At 69.0% G+C, this 21,211-nt stretch carries 20 protein-coding genes and 1 riboswitch; of the genes, 3 read left to right on the top strand and 17 right to left on the bottom strand.

The window, feature by feature from the left end; all coding sequences use genetic code 11:
* Positions 1 to 111: 111 nt before the first annotated feature.
* Positions 112 to 882, top strand: coding sequence for an ABC transporter ATP-binding protein (locus KIT25_01410; protein UYN95633.1), 771 nt, complete (start codon positions 112 to 114; stop codon positions 880 to 882).
* Positions 879 to 1,682 carry an ABC transporter permease gene (locus tag KIT25_01405; protein UYN95632.1) on the top strand — a complete coding sequence of 268 codons (804 nt, stop codon included), beginning with the start codon at positions 879 to 881 and terminating at the stop codon, positions 1,680 to 1,682. Before KIT25_01410 ends, KIT25_01405 begins: the two co-directional genes overlap by 4 nt.
* Here the strand turns inward: KIT25_01405 and KIT25_01400 are convergent.
* From KIT25_01400 to cbiE, 12 genes are all read right to left on the bottom strand, one after another.
* Entirely contained in the window at positions 1,624 to 3,105 is a 1,482-nt protein-coding gene (locus tag KIT25_01400) for an NAD(P)/FAD-dependent oxidoreductase (GenBank protein UYN95631.1), read from the bottom strand. The two genes, KIT25_01405 and KIT25_01400, sit on opposite strands and share 59 nt — an antisense overlap.
* Before the next feature lie 65 nt (positions 3,106 to 3,170).
* Entirely contained in the window at positions 3,171 to 3,914 is a 744-nt protein-coding gene (locus KIT25_01395; GenBank protein UYN95630.1) for an ABC transporter ATP-binding protein, read from the bottom strand.
* Positions 3,911 to 4,891, bottom strand: a complete 981-nt coding sequence (locus KIT25_01390) for an iron ABC transporter permease (GenBank protein UYN95629.1) — start codon at positions 4,889 to 4,891, stop codon at positions 3,911 to 3,913. The genes KIT25_01395 and KIT25_01390 overlap by 4 nt, the downstream gene beginning before the upstream one ends.
* Positions 4,888 to 5,778, bottom strand: coding sequence for an ABC transporter substrate-binding protein (locus tag KIT25_01385; protein UYN95628.1), 891 nt, complete (start codon positions 5,776 to 5,778; stop codon positions 4,888 to 4,890). The genes KIT25_01390 and KIT25_01385 overlap by 4 nt, the downstream gene beginning before the upstream one ends.
* Complete coding sequence (locus tag KIT25_01380; protein ID UYN95627.1) at positions 5,775 to 7,940, bottom strand: TonB-dependent receptor; 2,166 nt, start codon at positions 7,938 to 7,940, stop codon at positions 5,775 to 5,777. Before KIT25_01380 ends, KIT25_01385 begins: the two co-directional genes overlap by 4 nt.
* On the bottom strand, positions 7,937 to 8,677 hold the full coding sequence (locus KIT25_01375; GenBank protein UYN95626.1) for a hypothetical protein: 741 nt from the start codon (positions 8,675 to 8,677) through the stop codon (positions 7,937 to 7,939). The genes KIT25_01380 and KIT25_01375 overlap by 4 nt, the downstream gene beginning before the upstream one ends.
* A gap of 110 nt (positions 8,678 to 8,787) precedes the next feature.
* Positions 8,788 to 8,976: riboswitch (cobalamin riboswitch) on the bottom strand.
* Positions 8,977 to 9,001: 25 nt separating this feature from the next.
* Positions 9,002 to 9,640 carry a 5,6-dimethylbenzimidazole synthase gene (gene bluB, locus KIT25_01370; protein ID UYN95625.1) on the bottom strand — a complete coding sequence of 213 codons (639 nt, stop codon included), beginning with the start codon at positions 9,638 to 9,640 and terminating at the stop codon, positions 9,002 to 9,004.
* Positions 9,637 to 10,932 (bottom strand): cobyrinate a,c-diamide synthase, encoded by a 1,296-nt coding sequence (locus KIT25_01365; GenBank protein ID UYN95624.1) that lies wholly within the window; start codon positions 10,930 to 10,932, stop codon positions 9,637 to 9,639. Before KIT25_01365 ends, bluB begins: the two co-directional genes overlap by 4 nt.
* On the bottom strand, positions 10,929 to 11,717 hold the full coding sequence (gene cobA / locus KIT25_01360) for a uroporphyrinogen-III C-methyltransferase (GenBank protein ID UYN95623.1): 789 nt from the start codon (positions 11,715 to 11,717) through the stop codon (positions 10,929 to 10,931). The genes KIT25_01365 and cobA overlap by 4 nt, the downstream gene beginning before the upstream one ends.
* A 33-nt stretch (positions 11,718 to 11,750) precedes the next feature.
* On the bottom strand, positions 11,751 to 12,509 hold the full coding sequence (gene cobM, locus KIT25_01355) for a precorrin-4 C(11)-methyltransferase (GenBank protein UYN95622.1): 759 nt from the start codon (positions 12,507 to 12,509) through the stop codon (positions 11,751 to 11,753).
* Complete coding sequence (locus KIT25_01350; protein ID UYN95621.1) at positions 12,506 to 12,889, bottom strand: cobalamin biosynthesis protein; 384 nt, start codon at positions 12,887 to 12,889, stop codon at positions 12,506 to 12,508. Before KIT25_01350 ends, cobM begins: the two co-directional genes overlap by 4 nt.
* The gene (cbiE, locus tag KIT25_01345; GenBank protein ID UYN95620.1) at positions 12,886 to 14,106 is read right to left on the bottom strand and encodes a precorrin-6y C5,15-methyltransferase (decarboxylating) subunit CbiE; all 1,221 of its coding nucleotides are present in this window, start codon (positions 14,104 to 14,106) and stop codon (positions 12,886 to 12,888) included. The genes KIT25_01350 and cbiE overlap by 4 nt, the downstream gene beginning before the upstream one ends.
* Between cbiE and KIT25_01340 the strand changes: the two genes are divergently transcribed.
* Positions 14,105 to 14,863 (top strand): cobalt-precorrin-6A reductase, encoded by a 759-nt coding sequence (locus KIT25_01340; GenBank protein ID UYN95619.1) that lies wholly within the window; start codon positions 14,105 to 14,107, stop codon positions 14,861 to 14,863. The two genes, cbiE and KIT25_01340, sit on opposite strands and share 2 nt — an antisense overlap.
* Here the strand turns inward: KIT25_01340 and cobJ are convergent.
* Genes cobJ through KIT25_01315 form a run of 5 tightly spaced genes read right to left on the bottom strand, consistent with a single transcriptional unit; the run spans position 14,833 to position 21,209 of the window.
* The gene (cobJ, locus tag KIT25_01335) at positions 14,833 to 15,579 is read right to left on the bottom strand and encodes a precorrin-3B C(17)-methyltransferase (protein ID UYN95618.1); all 747 of its coding nucleotides are present in this window, start codon (positions 15,577 to 15,579) and stop codon (positions 14,833 to 14,835) included. The genes KIT25_01340 and cobJ overlap by 31 nt on opposite strands.
* Positions 15,576 to 16,334 (bottom strand): precorrin-2 C(20)-methyltransferase, encoded by a 759-nt coding sequence (locus KIT25_01330; protein UYN95617.1) that lies wholly within the window; start codon positions 16,332 to 16,334, stop codon positions 15,576 to 15,578. Before KIT25_01330 ends, cobJ begins: the two co-directional genes overlap by 4 nt.
* Positions 16,331 to 16,960, bottom strand: coding sequence for a precorrin-8X methylmutase (locus KIT25_01325; protein UYN95616.1), 630 nt, complete (start codon positions 16,958 to 16,960; stop codon positions 16,331 to 16,333). Before KIT25_01325 ends, KIT25_01330 begins: the two co-directional genes overlap by 4 nt.
* A complete protein-coding gene (gene cobG, locus KIT25_01320) occupies positions 16,957 to 18,081 on the bottom strand; it encodes a precorrin-3B synthase (GenBank protein ID UYN95615.1) in 1,125 nt (374 codons plus the stop codon). The genes KIT25_01325 and cobG overlap by 4 nt, the downstream gene beginning before the upstream one ends.
* Positions 18,078 to 21,209, bottom strand: a complete 3,132-nt coding sequence (locus KIT25_01315) for a cobaltochelatase subunit CobN (protein ID UYN95614.1) — start codon at positions 21,207 to 21,209, stop codon at positions 18,078 to 18,080. Before KIT25_01315 ends, cobG begins: the two co-directional genes overlap by 4 nt.
* Positions 21,210 to 21,211 lie beyond the last annotated feature (2 nt).

The raw sequence follows: 21,211 nt of genomic DNA, 5'->3' as shown, positions 1-21,211 counted from the left end.
CGGATTGTAACTCGGCAAACCGGCTTGGCGAGCGTCGAACGAGGTTCCTGGGTGACGAAATGTTCACTTTTGGCGGTATCTCGTCCAATAAGAGAGCGGGAGACACGACGTATGCGCAGCAACGACCCACCGCCGGTTCGTCGGCCGATCGTCCGGCTCCAGGACGTCGCCAAGCGCTATGCGACGGGCACCACAGCCGTGACCGGCGTCGCTCTGGAGATCCAGGACGGCGCGTTCGTCAGTCTTCTGGGACCCTCGGGCTGCGGCAAGACCACCGTCCTGCGCATGATCGCAGGGCTCAGCGAGCCCTCATCGGGCCGGATCGACTGGCCGCAGGACCGCCCCGATCTGGGCTACGTCTTTCAGGACGCCACGCTCATGCCCTGGGCGACGGCCGAGCAGAACGTCCTGCTGCCGCTTCGGCTGCGGAAAATGCCCGGGCGCGACGCGGCGGCGCGGGCGCGACGAACGCTCGACGCCGTCGGACTCGGCTCGTTCCTCAATGCCTATCCGCGCGAACTGTCGGGTGGCATGAGAATGCGCGTGTCGATAGCCCGCGCGCTGGTCACCCAGCCTCGTATCCTGCTGATGGATGAGCCGTTTGCTGCGCTCGACGAGATCACGCGCCAGAAGCTGAACGACGACTTGCTCGCACTCTGGCAGCAGGCGCGCTTCACCGTGGTATTCGTCACCCACTCCATATTCGAATCGGCCTACCTGTCGCAGCGCATCGTCGTGATGGCGGCGCGGCCTGGTCGCGTGATCGCCGACATCACGACGGACACGCCAATGCCGAGACCCGCTGCCTACAGGACGTCGGCTGAATTTGGCGCGCTGTGCCGGATGGTCTCAACCCGGCTCGTCGAGGCGTCCGTGGCATGAGCGAGGGACGCGAGCGCACGGAGGCTTGGCAGAAGGTCGTCGCACCCCTCATCGTCGGCGTCGCCGTACTCGGCCTGTGGGAAGCGTCGGTTCGCCATGCCGGCATACCGCCCTACATCCTGCCCGGCCCATGGTTGATCGCCAAGACGCTGGTCGCCGACTGGGGCACGCTGTCAGGTTCGCTCTGGGTGACGCTCGAAATCACGGGCCTCGCGCTCGCCGCCGCCGTAGTGGTGGGCGGCCTGCTGGCGATCCTGTTCGCCCAGTCGAGATGGCTGGAACTCTCGCTCTTTCCCTACGCCATCATCCTGCAGGTTACGCCGATCGTGGCGATCGCACCGCTGATCATCATCTGGGTGAACGACACCTTGTTCTCCCTGCTGATCTGCGCCTGGATCGTGGCGTTCTTTCCCATCCTGTCGAACACCATCCTCGGCCTCAATTCGGCCGACCGGAATCTCGTCGACCTGTTCCGTCTCTACGACGCGAGCCGCTGGCAGACCTTGCGCTACCTGAGACTGCCGGCGGCGCTACCTTACTTCCTGGCCGGCCTGCGCATCTCGGGTGGCCTCGCCTTGATCGGCGCCGTCGTCGCGGAGTTCGTCGCCGGCACGGGCGGCACGGCGTCGGGCCTCGCCTTCCGCATCCTCGAGGCCGGCTACCAGCTCAAGATCCCGCGCATGTTCGCCGCACTCGCGCTGGTATCGATGGCCGGCATCGCGATCTTCCTGCTACTGAACCTCATTTCCCATCTCGCGCTACGGCACTGGCACGAGAGCGAGATGGATCGGGAAAGATGAGACGGTCGGGATCGAGTTCGACCTGCTGGACATCGTAGGCCAGCAGCGACTGCCAGTGACGCTCGAGGTCGCCGGCGAAGAGGCCGCGCGTCAGACCAGCGACCAGTTTGGGAACGGCGATGGTCATGGCGTTGATGCTGGCGCCGGATGGTCCGAAGCTCATCGTCGAACCGATGCAGAAGACGTGGATGTCGGCGAGGAACGGCGCCTCGCCCGGGGTCTTTTCCAGGAAGGCGTAGTCGGGGCCCAGGTAGGGAAAGGCGCCGAGAAAATCGTCCTCTTCGCCCTGCGGCGGCGTGTAGCGGTCGCGCCATAGCGCTATCCTGTCGGCGAACAACGACAGTTCCGGCCGAAGCTTCACATCCTGCCGAACGCCCGTGCCGCAGATCGCGTAATCCGCGCGGAACGGACCGAGCGGCGTGTCGATGCGGATGCGCCCCTCATCCATGCGCGCATCGGTCCACGGGCGGCCGACATGCATGTGGAAGTTTGGAAAGGCGACGACGCGACGGTAGGTGTCGGCGGGAAAGTTCTCGCGCCCGCGCAAGATGGTGCCGAGGATGCGCCAGCGCCATTCGTCGGGCATCTCGCCGATGTGCCGCATGAAGCCCGCGAAAGTCAGCCAGCGAAAGCGCTGCACGGTCGTCGGCTCGGCGCGACGATTGAACAGATGTACCTCGGCGGCGCCGTGCTCGAGGGCGACGGCCGCGTTGTCCATTGCCGACGCGCCCGCGCCCAGTACCGCGACGACGCGGCCCTTCAGCCGATCGAAATCGATCGCGACCTCGCAAGTGTGGGCCCGCCGATCTGCCGGAAGCGCCCGAACGAACTCGGGCATCCACCACTCGCCGGTGCCATCCTGGCCGGTCGCCAGCACCACCTTGCGCGCGGCAAGAACCTCGCCCGTCGACAGGGTGACAAGAAGACAGCGCCCGCCATCGTCGAGGCATCCCGGCTCGATCGCCGTCGCGGCGATTCCATTGCGCACCGGCAGGCCGAGCACGCGGCGGTACCAGCGCAGGTAGTCCTGCCAGTCGCCGCTGGCGATCAGATGTAGGTCGGCGAAGGCGGTTGGGCCACGTGTCGCCTCGAACCACGCCTGGAAGGTGAGGCTCGGCAGGCCGAGGTCCGGGCCGGTCTGCTCCTTCGGGCTGCGCAGGGTCGGCATACGCGCGAAGGTCACCCACGGCCCCTCCTCGCCCTCGGCAGCGCGGTCGACGACGAGGATGTTGCGCACGCGGTCGCGCATCAGGGCGAATGCCGTGACGAGACCGGATTGGCCGGCGCCGACGATCAAGACGTCCAGCGCCGTCTTTCCGCGATGGAGCCGCGGCGTCATCCACTCGGTGCGCGGATGGGCCGTCATCTCGATTTCCCGTGCGACCTGGCGTTCGAGGGCGGTCAGCCCGTGGAGTTCATGCATGTTGGGCAGAAGTCAGCAAAGCCTATGCCATCGATGTCAACCGCAACTTTCTGGGCCACCCTGCGTCAGCGCCGCGCGCGCAACGACCAGCCATCCTCCGTGCTGATGCGTTCGAACCGCACGCCGAACGCGACATCGAGCTCCGGCAGCTCGATCGCCCGATGCGCCGGTCCGTCGGCCACGATCCGCCCGCGATCGACGACGATCACCCGCTCGAAGAACCGGAATGCCAGATCGAGGTCGTGCACGACGACGACCGAAAGATGGGAGCGGCCGCGTTCCGCCAGCGCCTTCATCACATCGAGCCGATGGCGGATGTCGAGCGCGGCCGCCGGCTCGTCGGCCAGCAGGATCGGCGGGTCGACGACCAGCACCATCGCCAGCAGCACACGCGCACGCTCGCCGCCCGACAAGGTCGACCACCGGCGATGGCCCAGGTCGTCCAGTTCATGAGCCGCCATCGCGCCGGCCAACGCTCCGGGCGGCAGGACGTCGGCCCGTTGCGCCGCGAGATCGACCAACTCGAGGACCGATAGATCCCAATGCGGCTCGAAATGCTGCGGCAGGAAGCCGATCCGACGTGCCCGATCGCGCCGGGACAGGGCACTGAGTTCGCGGCCGCCAACGCGCACCGTCCCGCTATCCGGCGTCTCCAGGCCGGCCAGCATCTTCAGGAGAGTCGACTTTCCGGCACCGTTCGGCCCGATCAGTGCCACGGAGCCGGTCGACGGAAGGGCGAGCGAAAGACCACTCAACAGCGTGGCACCGTCGCGCGTCACGGTGAGGTTGCTCGCCGCAAGCCCGGTCATTTGCGCAATCTCCGGGCGAGCAGAAAAATAAAGAATGGTCCGCCGGCAACGGCGGTGACCAGGCCGAGAGGAATCTCGGCCGGCGGCAGAGCGGAACGCGCCAGCGCATCGGCCAGGGTGACGACAATGGCGCCGACCAGCGCCGACGCCGGCAGCAACGGGCGGTGCAAGGGGCCGACCAGCCAGCGCGCGATGTGGGGTGCGGCCAGGCCGACGAAGGCCACCAGGCCACCGAAGGCGACGGCGGCGGCGACGACCAGCGACCCGACCAGAACGGCGACGGCCACGAAGCGGCGTGTCTCCAAGCCGAAGGACTGCGCCATGGTCTCTCCGAGTCCGAGCGTGTCGAGTCCGTGGGCGAGCGCCAACGCGAACCCCATGCAGGCGAGGGCAATCGCGACCAGCAGGGCAAGCACCGACCACGTTGGCGTCTGCACGCCACCCAGCACCCAGCTCAGCACGATCTGCAGGCTGACCGTCTCGTCGGAGAGCGCGAGCATCAGGAACGAGCGCAACGCCCCTAGGATCGCCGCCACCGCGACACCGGCCAGCAGAAGTCCCGCCGCGTCGACCGCGCCGGCGACGCGCGAGATGCCGATCACCATCATCGTGGCGCCCCAGGCGCCGGCGAAGGCCAGCGCCGGCAGCAGGACAGTCTGCGGCAGCGCCATCGGCACCAGCAGAGCGAGCGTCGCGCCAAGCGCGGCGCCGCCGGCCGATCCCAGCAAGTACGGCTCGGCCAGGGGATTACGGAAGACGCCCTGGAACACCGCGCCGCCCAACCCCAGCAAGGCGCCGACCAATGCCGCCGCCAGCACGCGCGGCAGCCGCCATTCCAGCAACAGGCGCCCCCTCATCGAGGTGTCGCCCGCGATGGCCCGCCAGATGTCCGCGGGCGTCGCCCAGTCGTGACCAGCGCAGGCGGCGAGCACGACCGCCGCCAGGAGCCAGCAACCGATCAGCAGCCAGATCTTCATCGCTTGGCCGCCGTCGGATGAAGCAGCGTCGCCAGCCTCTCGATCCCATCGAAGGTGCGCGGACCCGGGATCAACAACTCGGGCCGCGGCACGGCGTGTACCCGCCCATTGCGCACTGCGGTGAGGTCGGACCAGCCGGGGCGGGCGATCAACTCCTCGAGGTCGCGCTCGCTCCCGGCGAACAGCAGCACGTCGGGATTGGCGTCGAGGATCGCCTCGGGCGACACTTGCGCGATGTGCGCCGTGCCAGCCAACCCGAAGCGGCCGCCGGCACGCACGATGGCGTCGCCGGTGTACGTGCCCTCGCGTGCCACCAGCATCAGCCCGTTGCCGAGGCGGCCCGTGATCATGATCGTGCGCGGCCGCTGGAGGCCCTGCGTGCGTTCGCGTACCCTGGCCATGCGTGCCTCGAGGCGGGCAGCCACCTCTTCGCCGCGTGCTGCAACTCCGGCCAGACGTCCCATCAGGCGCATGTTGGCCAGAATTTCCTCGACGGTGCGATGCAGGAAGACCATGACCGGCACGCCGAGACGGTCCATCGGGTCGACCAGCGTGTTGGCCGCCTGGCGCGCCGGCGTGACGACGACGAGGTCGGGCCGGAGCCCGACCACGGCGTCGACCGAGAAGCCGAGCCGGCCGCCGACCAGCGGCCGGTTCCTGATCTCGGGGGGAAAGCGCGTATAGGCCTCGATGCCGACGATCCGGTCGGCCAGGCCCAGCGACACGACGATCTCTGTGTTCGAGGCGAAGATCGGCACGATGCGCTGCGGCGGAGCAGCCAGGGTCACCTGACGGCCGAGCGCGTCGCGCACCGTGACGGCCTGTCCGGCGGCCGGAGCCGCCGACAGAGCCGACACGACCAGTGTCAGGGCAAGGGCGCGGCTCACCAGCGGAGCTGAAAGCCGACGATCACTTCGCGACCCGGCATCGAGTTGCCGCACGAACCGTTCTGCTGCGGCAGGTTGGCGCCGCAGGGATTGGTGTCGAGGGCGATGAAGATCGGATGCTGGTTCATGTCGAAGATGTTGTTCACCGCGGCGAACAACGTGATGCCCTTGCGGACCTCGATCTCGCCACGCGTGTTCCACACCCAGAACGGAGCCTTCCGATAGACCGTGGTGTTGCGCACCTGTCCGGGGAAGAACACGGGCGAGAGCGCCTCTTCCGTATTGTACCACATGGGTCCGCGCAGAATGCCGAGGATCTGCAGGTTCCACGGGAAGCGTGTCTCGACCTGGCCGAATCGGGTGCCGATCGCGGCCTGGTACTGGTTGATGCGGGTCGCCATGTCGGTGCCCGCCGCGGCGACGGCACCATAGTCGGTCATCTTGAAGTTGTAGTAGCCGTTACCGAAGACGCTCCATTGCCAGGATGGAGAGACATCGAGTGACAACGTCTTGAGCACGTCGGCATCGAGCTGGAACTCCACACCCTGAACCTGGATGTTGGCCGGGTTGTTCTGGAAGCGCTGGATGACCCGGCCACCGATCGACGACACGGTCACCGCCTGGATGCGGTTGGTGATCAGGTTCTGGAAAATGGCGGCGTCGAACCGGCCGAAGCCCCAGTTCAGCGTGGCGCCAGCTTCGATCTGCTGCGCCGTCTCCGGCGCCAATCCGGGATTGCCGAAGATCGTCGTGCCGATCGGCGTGGTCGTGAAATTGGCGCCGAGCTCGGTTGCCGTCGGTGCACGAAAGCCGGTCGAGGAGCCGGCCCGCGCCGTCAGCCAGTCGGTGATCTGGAACGTCGCACCGGCCGAATAGGTCGTTGCATTGTAGCTCGTCGTGCCTGGAATGAGCGTCGGCGCGTTGGGTGTCCAGTCGAGCGCGGTGGCTCCGGTCGTGTAGCGCACGCCGCCGCGCACCGTGACCCGATCGTCGAGGAAGCGCTGCGCATCCTCGACATAGAAGCCGAACACGTTCTCCGTCTGGTTGTTGTCCTGCGGCGAAAGCTGCGTCACCGCCGAACCGCCTCGCCGGAACCGCTCCGACCGAATCCAGCTCCGTTCCCAGTCGATGCCGAGCAGGAACTCGTTGCCCGCCCACGGCTTGAAGCCGGGTTGGAAGCGCGCTCCGACGATGTCGAGCTGCCGCCGGTTGCGATCGACATTGGTGCGCGACGCAACGGCGTTCAGCGTGCTGAGCGGCGATGGGTTGTTGAGGTCGTCGACGTCCCGCACGTAGTAGGTCTGGAACATCAGGCTCATGCCGCCATCGGCCGACTTGCCGTTGTAGGTCACGTCGACCGACTGGTTGTAGCGCGTATCGTAGGCGAAGAGGTTGGCGCTCGAACCGCGAAACCCCGCGTCGTACACGCCGTCGGTGCGAGCGACGACGTCAACTCGATGATCGTCGCTGAAGTCCCAACCGAGCGCCGCGGTGGCGCCGAAGCGCGTCCACTGGGTGTTCCGTTCGACCTGACCGCCACCGACCTGGTACTCGCTCTGCGTGCCGGCATTGGCGCCGAAGTAGTAGGCAAGCTGGCCGTCCGTGCCGCCGGTCTGCGCCTTGCCCTCGATCAGACTCCACGAGCCCGTTGCACCTTCGAACAGGTTGCCGGGCGCCGTGCGGCCGTTTTTCAGGATGATGTTCACCACGCCACCCATGTTCTGGCTGCCGTAGACCACGGAGGATGGACCGCGCACGATCTCGATGCGCTCGACGTCCGCAACCGACAGCTTCGACACGTTGGCGGTGCCGGCACGATGGCCGTTGACCAGGATGAGAATCTGGCTGCGGAAGTCGCGGCCCTGCCCTTCGGTCGCGGCACCGCGGATGTTCAGCGAGGTCTGAGCCTGGGTCCATTGGCTCATGAAGCCGACGGCGTTCTCGGCCAGCAGGTCGGTGACATTCTTGGCCGACGACTTCTCGATCCTCTCCTGCGAGATCACCTGCATGGTGCCGGCGATGCGCGTCATGCTCTCCGGCCGGCCAGTCGCTGTGACGACCACGTCCGGCAGGACATGGACCTGGGGTTGCGGCTGCGCGACGGCCTGGGCCGTCATCAGCACGGATGCCGCAAGGGTGAGGGACGCGCGACGGGCGATCATGCGCGCCTCCACACCAGCACGGCGGATTTACGCGGGATCTCGAGGCGATAGCCACCCGCATCCGGCTGGGCCTGGGCCCTCAGGTGCCCCGCGAGCTGGCGGCGTCGCGGATCGGCGGGCGACCATCCCAGGCGATCGCACAGATAGGCAGCGAGGGCGTCGAGGTCGCTCACGACCCCGGAGAACGTCCAGTCGACGAAGCCGATGTCGTGCGGCCTGGACAGTGCCGTCAAGGCCGCCAGGACGATGTCGATACCCGGTGTTTCGTCCTCGCCATGCCATTCGGCCGGCAGGCACCCGGCAAAGCACAGGCCTCGCGGGCCGTGATGCGCCGGCACGACCCATATCACGTTGCGGCGCGCCCAGTCGCAGCAGCGCACGAGAAACGACTCGGTGCGGTCGAAAAAGGCGGGCATGGTCGCGGCGAGCACGCTGTCGTGCGCGCCTGCCGCGACATCGGCATCGCACCAATCCGACGGCACGATCCGCGGCGGCGCGTGGAGGCGGGACAGACGCGCCCGCATGGTCGGCGACGGCTCGATGGCCGACCAAGGGCGATGCATGTCGCGCAACACCGAGCCGAGCTGACCGCCGCCCGCGCCGACATCGAGCAGTTCGCCGACATCGGCAGCGAGGCGTCGCACCAGGGGGGCGACGCGGGAGACATAGTCGGAGGTATCGATTGCGGATGCGTAGAGCTCGAGCGGATCGAAACTCTGTCGACTTACGATGGACAATGATGATTTGGACACGGGACGACTCGCGGCACATCAGTCGTCACAGCGAACTGAAGCCCCCGGGCTTGGCCCCGTGGACTTACATCAGGACACCCCGCCCGATGCGCTCGCGTGTGACCGCGGTTGATGGCAGGTCTCCTGGCTCACGGGTCTTTGCTCGGGGCCGCCTTCCCAGGAGCTCTGCACTCCCAGTGGCACGATCGGTCACAAGCTCGCCGCTCACAGTTGCGGGGGCAGCCGCGGTGTCGCACCGCGTTCCCTTTTGATCCCTTGCGGGAACCATCACGTAGAATCGTGGCAGCCCAAGGCGTCAGCGTCAAGCTTTCAGCGGTCGAACGTCACGTCGGCCGCGTAGTGCCTGCCTTCCCAGTGATGGCGCTCGAGTTCGGGATCGAGATGCTCCTCGGCCGGCCAGCCGATGCAGAGGTAGGCGACGAGTTTCCACTCCCGCGGGACGTCGAGTGCGCGCGTCACTTCGATCGGATCGAGGATCGAGATCCAGCCCATGCCCAGTCCTTCGGTCCGCGCACCCAGCCACAGGGTCTGGATGGCCGCCACCACGGAGTAGCGGAGCGTTTCCTGCATGGTCTGGCGGCCGAGGCCGTGACCGGTCATGGTGGCTTCGTCCGAGAACACCGCGAGATGGACCGGTGCCTCGCGCAGACCGGCCAACTTGAGGCCGGCGTAGTGGGTCCGCTGTTCGCCCTCATAGCCCGCGAGAGCGCAGGCGTTGGCCGTCTCGAAGCTGCGCCCGACCGCTTGGCGCCGCTCGGCAGACACGACCTTGACGAAGCGCCAAGGCTGGCTGAGCCCGACCGAAGGTGCATGTGTTGCAAGCTCCAGCAACGAGTCGACGAGGGCCGGGTCGACCGGATCGGTGCGAAACCGTCGCACGTCTCGCCGCCACAAGACGAGATCGCGAAACTTCGCGCGGAACACCTCGTCGAAGACCGGAGGCATCATGAGCTCGCACGATCGATGGCGTGAAAGAACGTGCCGCTGACGGTGCCGCGCCGCGCCCCCGCTTCGGCTACGACCATTCCCGACGCGTCCCAACACTCGACGAGCGGTTCGTCACCCGACGACACGACACTGGCGTAGTGGAATTCATGACCGAGGATCTCGCTCCCCCTCGCGCCCAACGCACTATCGGAGATCAGACGCGCGCGGCGATAGCCGAGATGCAGGTGTCGCCTGGCAAACGATGTCTCGAGCTTCAACAGGCCCGCCATGGCATGGTGGCGGCCATCGGCATCCTCGATGCCTTGCCCCAGCACCATGTAGCCTCCGCACTCGCCGTGGATGGGCACGCCACGTCCGGCGGCGTGCCGCAACCCCGCGAGGAAGCGCTGCGCCGCCGTCAGCGCTTCGCAATGAAGCTCCGGATAACCGCCCGGGAGCCACACCGCATCGGCGTCGCCGCGCGGCGCCTCGTCGGCAAGCGGCGAGAACGCCGCAATCTCGGCTCCGGCCGCACGCCAGCGCTCGATGACATGAGGGTAGACAAAGGAAAAGGCGCGATCCTGCGCGAGCGCAATCCTTTGTCCCGGCGGATCGAAGCCCGGCATTCCTCCCGCCACCGCCACGGACTTCGCCGCGAGCCGAAGGACGGCTTCGACGTCGACCGATGCCTCGACGACGTCGGCGAACGTGTCGAGCGTGTCGCGCAACCCCACGGTCTCCGCGGCCTGAACCAGGCCGAGATGGCGTTCCGGCAGAACGAGGCGCGTGTCGGTGGCGATCGCGCCGAGGATCGGCAGGCCGATCCGCTGGAAGCCCGGACGGATCAGCGTCAGATGACGCTCGCTGGCGACACGGTTGAGGATGACGCCCGCCACCGCCACGTCGGTGCGATAGCCAACGCACCCTCGCGCGATGGCTGCCGCTGTCTCGGTCTGGCCGGACACATCGAGCACCAGCAGCACCGGCCATCCCGTCGCCGCGGCAATGTCGGCGGTGGCGCCCTTGCCGGCCACGCCGTCGAACAGGCCCATCACGCCCTCGGCCAGGGCCAGCTCGGCAGGATGCCCGGCGACGAGACGGGCGATCGCTCCGGGCGACATCGCCCAACCGTCCAGATTGAAGCTCGGCCGCCCGGTCGCGACACGGTGAAAGGCGGGATCGATGTAGTCGGGGCCACACTTGAAGGGCTGGACGGCGACACCGCGACGCACCAGCGCGCGCATCAGGCCGAGCGTGACGGTCGTCTTTCCGGCACCCGAGCGCGGCGCGGCGATGACGAGCCCGGTGGTCATTGCCAACGAACCAGCGATGCCAGGAGATGCCGGCGCAAACCCGCCGTCGCGCCGATCACGACGATGGCGGGCGAGCGGATGTCGCCGTCGGCAACATCCTTCACCAGTGCGCCAAGCGTGCTTTCGACGACCCGCTCGCCCGGGAGACTTGCCGACTGGATGACGGCCGCCGGCGTGGCGGCATCGAGACCACCCTGCTCGAGCGCGCGGGCCATCTCGGCGAGCTGCGACATCGGCATGTAGAGGATGATCGGCTGGCCGAGCCTAGCGAGGGCCACCCAGTCGGCCGTGGACTTGCCGTCCTCGGCGCGATGGCCCGCCGCCAGCACGACAGCATGGTTGGTGTCGCGCGTCGTGGTCGGAATGCCGGCGAGCGCCGTCGCGGCGAGGCCCGACGTGATGCCGGGAATGATGCGAAAGCGCACGCCCGCTGCGGTCAGCGAAGCGGCTTCATCCCAGCCGCGGCCGAACACGAAGGGGTCGCCGCCCTTCAGGCGCAACACCCGACGACCGGCGCGGGCACGCTCAATCAAGACGTCGTTGATGTCGCGCTGGTGCGGCGACGGCCTGCCACCGCGCTTTCCCGCGAAGATCAACTCGGCATCGTGCCGGGCGAGTTTGAGCACACGTGGATCGACGAGCGCGTCGTGAACGACGTCGTCGGCGACCGACAGCGCATGCCATGCCAGCACGGTTAGAAGTCGCGGATCGCCGGGGCCCGCACCGGTAAGCCACACTTCTCCCGGCGGAAATTCGGGCAGGTCGGGGAAAGCGTCAGGCAGCATGGGTATCGCACGAACCGAAGAACGAAGCAGTTGTCACGTCCTGCCCCGGAATCGTCGCTGGTAGTCGGGGTCGTAGAGAGCGCTGTCACGGAAGTCATGCGCCATCAGGACCCTGCCGACGACGATCAGCGCCGTACGCTCCATCGGCGCCTGGGCCACTTCGCCCACGATGCTCGACAGGGTGCCGCGCACGATGCGCTCGTCGGGCCAGCTCGCCCGATAAACCACCGCAACCGGGCAATCCGAGCCATAGTGGGGCGACAGGTCCGCCACCACCTTGTCGAGTACGTGGATCGACAGATGGACTGCAAGCGTGGCGCCGGTGGCCGCGAAGGCCTGAAGTGTCTCATTCGGCGGCATTTTCGAAGCCCGACCCGAAGTGCGCGTCAATACGACCGATTGGGCGACTTCCGGCAAGGTCAGCTCCCTGCCGAGAGCGGCGGCGGCGGCGGCGAAGGACGGCACGCCCGGTGTGATCGTGACAGGGATGCCCGCCTGCTCCAACCGACGCAGCTGTTCGCCGAGCGCGCTCCACACCGAGAGATCGCCCGAGTGAAGGCGCGCGACGTCCTTGCCCAATGCCGTCGCCGCCGTGCACTCGGCCATGATCTCGTCGAGTGTCATCGGTGCGGTATCGACGATACGCGCGCCCGGCGGACAATGGTCGAGCAATGCCCTCGGCACCAGGGAACCGGCATGGAGGCAAACCGGGCAGCGGGCGATCAGCTCGCGGCCGCGCACCGTGATGAGGTCGGCCGCACCCGGGCCGGCACCGATGAAGTGCACGGTCATCGCCCTTCTCCGACGGCGATGGCGCAAGTTGCACGGTGGCTGGCCACGCGCGTACCCAGAAGTCTCGCGCCCTTCCCCGCCGCCACCAGCGCCGAGGCTTCGGCGATGGACGGCACGCCCTTGGCCTCGAGGACCAACCTGGACGGCGTCAGCACCTGTCCGGCCACGCGGTCGAGATCGTCGGTCGTGCAGGCCACCACGCGAACCGACAGGCGGCGGGCGGCTTCGACGAATCCCCGCTCCGTCGCCTTGGCCGCTTCGGTTGCGACAGCAGCAAGCCGTTCAGACGGCAAACGGAACAGGTCGAGCGCCAGACGTACGACTTTCTCGATTTCTTCCGCCGTCGTGTCGCGACGAAAGCCGACGCCCGCGACGATCATGGTTTCCTCGTGCGCCACTGGATGACGGGTGCCGCGGCGCGCCAGACGAACACCTCGCTCGATCCTGCCCGGCCGGCGCGCGACACGTCGAGGCAGACGAGTTCACCGCCGTGGCTGCGGAACAGGTCGATCAGACGGGCCTCCGACTGGAGCGAGACGGCATTGGCGACCAATCGACCTCCCGGTTTCAGCGGCGCCCAAACCGCCTCGAACACACCGGGGTCGCCGAGACCGCCGCCGACGAACACGGCATCCGGTGCCGGCAGACTGTTCAATGCGGCCGGCGCCCGGCCCTGCACGATCCGCAGATCCGGCGCGCCGAGAGAAGCGGCATTGCGAGCCGCCCTCGCCGCGCGCCCGGCATCCTCCTCGACACCGATGGCCTGGAGCGATGGATGGCGCAGCAGCCATTCGATGGCGACCGAACCCGCGCCGAGGCCGATGTCCCACAAGAGCTCACCCTGGCGTGGCGCCAGTGCCGACAGTGTCACGGCGCGAACCTCGCGCTTGGTGAGCTGTCCGTCATGCTCGAACATCTCGTCGGGCAGGCCGGACGACAGGCTGGCGACGCGCGCGTCGGGGCCCGCGACGACTTCCACCGCCACGACGTTCAGTGCCGCCGCACTCGCAAGGTCATGGTGCACGCGCTCCTGCGGCCCGCCCAGCCGCTCCAGCACCGTCAGTGACGACGCACCGAAGCCGCTCTCGGCGAGCAGCGCGGCGAGTTTGGCCGGCGTCGAGCCATCCCACGAGAGGGCGAGGATTCGCGCGCCCGGTTGCAGATGGCGCACGATCCCCTCGAGCGCGCGGCCATGCAGGCTGACCAGCGACACATCCTGTAGCGGCCAGCCGAGTCGAGCCGCCGCCAGGCTGAAGGACGAGGGCTGCGGCAAACAGAGCATTTCGACGCAGGGTATCGACCTAGTCAGCAGCTCGCCGACGCCATAGTGAAACGGATCGCCGCTCGCCAGCACAACGACAGGGCGACCGCGATGCCTGGCGATCTCCGGCACGGCGTCGCCGATCGGGCTCGGCCAGGACAGGCGAGCACCGTTGATGAGCGAGTTGACGAGCGACAGGTGCCGCTTGCCGCCCACCACCAACTCGGCCGCGGCGACGAGCTGCCGAGCCACCGGCGAAAGCCCCGCGACACCATCCTCGCCCACGCCGATGATGGACAGCCACGGCGCGGCCGGGCAGGTTGCCGCCTCAACCATGCGCATCCTCGTTCTCGGCGGCACGACGGAAGCCTCCGCGTTGGCGCGGCTTCTGGCCGGCGACACGCGCTTCGACGCCATCCTGTCCCTCGCCGGCCGCACTTCGGCACCGAGCGCGCAGCCCCTGGCGATGCGCTCCGGAGGGTTCGGCGGCGTGGGCGGTCTCGTGCGCTACCTGCGCGAACACGGCACCAATGCCGTGATCGATGCGACCCATCCCTATGCCGACCAGATGTCGGCCCATGCCGTCGCCGCCTGTCGGCAGTGCGACGTGCCCCTGGTCTCGCTGGTGCGCGCGCCGTGGCAAGCGCAGCCCGGCGACAGATGGCGGATCGTTCCCGATACCCAGGCGGCCGTGGGCGCGTTGGGCGCACCGCCGCAGCGTGTGTTCCTGAGTCTCGGCCGACAGGAACTGCAGGCCTTTGCCGGAGCCCCGCAGCATCTCTACCTCGCACGAGTCATCGATCCGCCCGACCCGGCCGGTCTGCCAGCCGGCCTGCGCTTCATCCAGACGCGCGGCCCCTTCGATCTGCCGGCCGAACGGCGCTTGCTCGCCGAGGAAAGAATCGACGTCGTGATCTCCAAGAACGCCGGTGGAGCCGCGACCTATCCAAAAATCGAGGCAGCCCGCGCACTCGGCCTGCCGGTGATCATGATCGATCGACCGTACAAGCCGAGCGGCCATGTCGTGCATGGCGCCGGGGAGGCGCTCGACTGGCTGGCGCGTCATGTCGCGGCCTCGCGACGCGGCGTGTAGATCCAGCGCCCGACCTTGCGCGTCGCGCTGGCGCCGACGATGACAAGGGTGCGCATATCGGCCTGGCTTGCCTGCGCCGCATCGAGAGTGGCCGTGACGACGGTCGCCTCGGGTGTTCCCGCGGCCCGTACGAACAGGACAGGCGTGTTGCCGGCCTTGCGCTTGCGCAGCAGATCGAACGCCTGTCCGAGCTGGTGGGGTCGCGCCCTCGACGCCGGATTGTAAAGCGCGATCACGAAGTCGCCGTCCGCAGCGGCCACGAGCCGCCTTTCGATCGTGGCCCACGACTTGAGATTGTCCGACAGCGAGATGGCGCAGAAGTCGCCGCCCAGGGGGGCGCCGACTTCGGCCGCCGCCGCCAGCATGGCGGTGACGCCGGGCTCCACCCGAATGTCGAGCGCGCGCCAGCCCGGGTCGCCCGTCTCGATGGCCTCGAAGACCGCCGCCGCCATGGCAAAGACGCCGGGGTCGCCACCGGAGACAACCGCCACCCGCCGGCCCGACGCGGCCAGTGCCAGTGCAAGCCGGGCGCGATCGAGTTCGACACGATTGTCCGACGCATGACGGCGCTGACCGGCATGCAGCGCCGGCACGCGCTCGAGATAGGGGCCGTAGCCGACCAGGTCGGTCGCCTGTTCCAGCGCCGCGCGCGTCGCGGGCGTCATCAGTTCGGCGCTGCCGGGACCGGTCCCGACGACGACCAGCGAGCCGGTCATATCTGCCGCCCCCGCCCCGGGATCAGAATCATCGCGAAGTAGGCGCCGCCAGTGGCGCCGCAGTCGGCGAGCGGCAGGATGCGCTCCTCGGTCATCGTGCCGCGCTCGACGTAGACGGCGCGCGACAGCAGTCCCGCGGCTTCTACTGCCCGCCGGACTTTGCCGAGGTTGCGCCCGACCTTCATGATCACCGCTGCGTCGGTCGAGCGCAGGCGCTCGGTCAGCCGATGTTCGTCGAGCGTGCCGGGCAGCACCGCGAGCGTGTCGTCACCCCAGGTGATCGGAAGATTGGCGCGCGTCCAGCAGCCCGACATGCCGGTGACGCCGGGCACGACCTCGACCGGGAAATCCGAGGCAATCCGGCGCCACATATGCATGAAGGAGCCGTAGAAGAACGGATCGCCCTCCGCCAGCAAGCCGACCGACCGGCCCTCACGCAGCAGCGCGGCCAATGTCGCCGCCGTCTCGCGATAGAAGGCGCCCATGGCCTGCAGATACTCGGCGCTGTCGGACGGCACCTCGTCGGTGATCGGATACTCGAAGCGCCTCTCGTCGCGGCCGGAAGCGACGAGGGGCGCCACGATCCGCCTTGCGTTGCCGAGTTGCCCGCGCTTGGCGAAGTAGGCGATCACGTCGACCGAGCGCACCACACCGGCGGCGCGCAGGGTCAGATAGCGCGAATCGCCGGGGCCGACGCCGACGCCGTAGAGCGTGCCTCGGGTCGCCGTGCCGGCCAAGGTGTCGAGGCTGGTCATTCGGCCTCGCTCGCCAGCGCATTGACTGCCGCCGCCGCCATGGCGCTGCCGCCCCGGCGCCCTTTGACGACCAGGAACGGCACGCGGCCGTCCGCCGCGAGCGCCTCCTTCGATTCCACCGCACCGACGAAGCCGACCGGCAGCCCGATCACGGCGGCCGGCGGGCGCGCGCCCGCGTCGAGCAGTTCGAGCAGGCGGAACAGCGCGGTGGGGGCATTGCCGATGGCGACGACGGAGCCACCGAGACGTTCGCGCCAAAGCTCGATCGCCGCGGCAGTGCGCGTGTTGCCGATCTCGCGTGCCAGCGCGGGCACAGCGGGATCGCCGAGCGTGCAGACGACGTCGTTGTTCGCCGGCAGGCGCGCGCGGGTGATGCCGTTGGCCACCATTCTGGAATCGCAGAGGATCGGCGCGCCGGCAATCAGTGCTCGCCGGGCGGCGTCGGCGAAGCTCGGCGACAGAACGATGTCGCGCACCACTTCGGTCATGCCGCAGGCGTGGATGATGCGCACTGCGACGCGCTCCTCGAGCGCGCTGAACCGCGCGAGCTCGGACTCGGCGCGGATGATGGCGAAGGAGCGCCGGTAGATCTCGGCGCCGTCGCGGATGTAGTCGCGGCCGCTCATAGCTGATCGGGCGTCAGCCAGTGCTCGGGCCGCTCGTGGGGCGTGCCATTGCGAATCACACCATAGCGCCCTTGGTCCCCAACCAACACGAGGTCGGCCGGTGCCGATCGCGCGCACCCCTTGGCGCAGCCCGAGACGTGCAGCGTTCCCGGCGTGCCGCGCGCCGCGAGGCGCAGTGCGTCGCCCCGGCTGTCGACGGTGGCGGACGTGCAGGAGGGCGCCCCCGGGCAGGCATCGACCCGCAGCAGGGCATCCGTGGGATCGACGATCAGGCCCAGTTCGATGGCGGCCTGCAGCATCGCGGCGTCGTCCCGCGTCGGAATATAAAGGGTGCGCCACGGCGAGAGACGTAGCTCCTCGGTCGCCCACGCGGCGAGGCCGGCGAGCTGGCGGGCCTCCAGATGGCCGAAGGGTGCCGCAACGCCGACCGCGCCCGCCACCGCCCCCACGCGGTGGTGACTGCCCGGCGGCCGGATGGCGAGCGGCTCGAGGTCGACATCGACCTCGATGTCGGCGGCGTCGCGCATCCGTCCCTTGGCGCCACTCGCAAGCAAGGCGCCCGCCAATGCAAGCGCCACGTCCGCCGCGCGCGCAGCATCCGAAAGCCCCAGCCAACGCGTGCCCGATGGCGTGTCGATGCCGACGGCGACACGCCCATCTGATGCACGAAGCGCGATGTCGGCGCGCTCTCCTGCGATCGAGACGGCGCCGCCGCCGTCGACCAACATGCCGAACTTGGCCGGCAAGCCGCGCAGGCAGCGAGCCTCCAGCTCGCGCGCGAGCGGCCTTACGTCGACCGTTTCGGGATCGATCCCGGCGAGCGGCGCGACCATGACATTGCGCGCGGCTTCGGTTTCGACGTCGGGATCGAGCAGGCCGAGCCGATCCAGGGCGACGTGGAGTTCCGGCAGGCCGTCCGGGCGTACGCCACGGATCTGCAGATTGGCCCGGCGCGTCAGCTCGATCTGGCTGTTGCCCAGGCGCTCGGCGATCTCGGCGAGCGCGTACGCCTGTGCGGCCGTGAGCGCCCCGCAGCGCGGCCGCACACGCACGATCAGCCCATCGCCGCTTTCCATCGGCCGCAGCGCGCCCGGGCACCAACCCTTGATCGCGACGGTCATGGCGTCGACGCGGAATTGCGCCGCGTCACCCACAGACCGCGCGCGAGTGCGTCCTGAAACCGTGCGACGATCGCGTGCGTCGCGGCCTCGTTCGCGCTCGTCATGGCGCCGAACACGGTTTCGTCTGCGACGAGGGCGGCATAGGTCGCGTCGAACAGGTGGCCCGGCACCGCTTCCGCCGTCGCGGCGAAGGCGTAGAGCGCATCGACCGCCTGGGCGATTTCGGCGACGCCGCGATGGCCGTGCCGCAGCATCGAGGCGATCCAGCGCGGATTGGTGAGGCGGCCACGGACAACGCGCGCGATTTCCTCGTGCAGGCGGCGCGCCTTCGGCGCCTGCGGCCGGCTGGTATCGAGATGGTAGAGCTCCGGCACGCGGCCGAGCAGCGAGGCCGCAGCGGCGAATCCGCCGGCGAAGTCGGCGACGCCGTCGCCATCGAGCACGTCGCGCTCACGATCGTCCTGTGGATGGACAAGGGCGTCGGCTCCGGCCACACGGCTGCGAAAGCCATCGCCCGCAGGCCGTATCGATCCGACGCCGCCGTAGGCGTGGGATATTGCGGCCAGGTAGGCGGTGCCGAGGTCGGCGCGCGCGCGCCACTCGCCGTCGAGCGCCAGATCGCCGGCCGCCGCGCCATAGCTCCCCGGCGCGCCGCCGAATATCCGCGAGAGGTCCTCGCCGCGATGCGCGGCGCCCGCCAGCGGATTGTCGGCGTCGCCCTCTTCCAGCGCCGCCACCCGGCGCACCGCCAGGTCGAACAGAGCGATCTGACTCTCGAAGATGTCGCGGAACAGGCCGGAAATGCGCAAGGTCACGTCGATGCGCGGCCGGCCGAGCGCGCCAAGCGGCAGGATCTCCACGCCCGTGACCCGGCTGGCGTTGCCGTCCCAGGTCGGCCGTGCGCCGAGATAGGCCAGCGCCTGCCCGAGGTCGTCGCCGCCGGTGCGCAACGAAGCCGACGCCCACAGGTCGATCACCAGCGCGCGCGGATGCTCGCCGTGATCCTGCAAGTAGCGACGAACCACCTCGTCGGCCGCGCGCGCGCCGATCGCCGCGGCGGTGCGCGTCGGAATGGCACGCGGGTCGATCGAGGTGAGGTTGCGTCCCGTCGGCAGCACGTCGGCGCGCCCGCGCGTCGGCGCGCCGGCCGGCCCCGGCGCGACGCGCCGGCCGTCGAGCGCGGCGATCAGGGCCTGCCGCTCGCGGGCGGCACTGGTGCGCACCCCTTCGTCGCAACCGGTGGCCGCGATCAGCCGATCCAGAGCCGCGCTATCGGGCATGCGACCGAAGACGTGCAGGCCGTCGCGGATGCTGAGTTCCTTGATATCGCAGAGCTGGGCGTCGAGCTTGGCCACGGCCTCGCGTCCGGCTTCCCCCTTCACCAGCCCGCATTCCGCGGCAAGGCCGGTACTCCAGGCTCGCTCCACGATCTCGTTCTCGAGCAGGCGCGCGCGCCGCGTGTCCAGTCCGTCGGCCGTGGCGTACTCCTCGATGATGCCTTCCATCTCGGCGAGCGCGCCATGTAGGCCGGCATCGCTGAGCGGCGGCGTGAGATGGCCGATCATGACGGCAGACAGGCGGCGCTTGGCCGGCATCGCCTCGCCTGGATTGTTGACGATGAAGGGATAGATCACCGGCAGCGGGCCGAGCACGCGCTCCGGCCAGCACGACGCCGACAGCGCCAGCGCCTTGCCGGGCAGCCACTCGAGCGTGCCGTGCGTGCCGAGATGGATCAGCGCGTCGATGCCTTCATCCTCGCGCAGCCGGCGGTAGGTCTCGACATAGTCAGGCGCAGGTCCGGCCGTGGTGTCGTGGTAGGCGCCGCCGCGATCGGGCTGCAGCAGGACCAAGACCTTGCCGCACCTGAGATGCGGCACGGCGCGGTCCAGCAGCGGCGCCACGTCCGCGGCCGACCAGTCTCGACCGGCCGTGTCGTAGCCCTCGTCGCCCAGCAGCCGCAGGATCTCGACAACGCTTTCGATGCTGTCGAGGCCGACGGCATAGCCGGCGCGCCCGCCGCGCGCGGGGTAGTCCGACATCACCAGTGCAAGCCGCCGCTCGTGGCGCGGTTTGCGGGCCAGCCGCACCCAGCTGGCCGCCAGCCGCGCGACGAAGTCGACGCGGTCGGGCAGCGGCACGTGGCGCACGCCGGTGAACTCCAGCCGCGGGTCGACGGGCGTCTCGCCCTTGAAGGAGATGGCGCGGGTCAGCAGCCGGCCGTCGAGTTCGGGCAACACCACGTTCATGGCGAGATCGGCCGGCGCCAGGCCGCGGTCGGCCTCGGCCCAGGCCTCGCGCGTGCTGCCGGCGAGCACGACCTGCAGCACCGGCACGTCGGCGGCATCGAGCACGGTCGTGTCGTCGCCGCGCATTGCCGAGAAGGCCGTGGTGTTGAGCACGATCGCGGGGCGGCGCTCACGGATCAGCACCTCGATCGCCGGTTGGATCGCGTCATCCTTCAGGCTGCCGACGGCGACGGCAAGCGGCGCCAATCCCTCGCGGTCGAGGGCGGTCGCGAGCTCGCGTACAGGTGCGTCGTCGCCGGCGAGGAGGCTGGCGCGATAGAAGACGACAAGCGCCGTGGGCCGTGCATCCTGCTCCGCGCCGAGCACGGCCAAGGGGCTGACGGACTTCGGCGCCTCGGCCGGTAGTCCGGCGAGATGGCGCAGCGCCTGCAGAAGATTGTTGGGGCCGCCTTCGCGGAAGTAGCGGTCGAGGAGAGCCAACGTTCCGGGCGGCGCGGTCGACGCGGCGGCGAGCCGATCGTCGGGCCGGTCGTCGCCCGGCAACGCCGCAAACAGTGCGCCGGTTTCGCGCGCGACGTCGGCGATGCGCTCGATCCCGTAGCGCCAGTAGTCGAGGCCACCCAAGCATCGCACAACGACCACCTTCGCCCGCACGATCACGCGGTCGATGTAAAGATCGACCGACATCGGGTGCTTGAGCTTCTTGAGGCTTGCGAGCCGCAGCGAGGGTAACGCATCGGCATCCTGCTGCCAGGCGGCAGCCAGCGCCGTGAGGTCGCTGTCAGAGAAGGAGAGTACAGCGACCTCGGCCGGCGATTGGCCGAGGTCGATTGCCTGTTCCGCCTCCTCAAGACCCGCCAACTGTGTCGCCAGCACATGCATAG

Source organism: Enhydrobacter sp., assembly GCA_025808875.1.
Classification (GTDB): domain Bacteria; phylum Pseudomonadota; class Alphaproteobacteria; order Reyranellales; family Reyranellaceae; genus Reyranella.
Note: the sequence above shows the minus strand (reverse complement) of the source record. Positions and strands in the feature narration are given on the sequence as shown.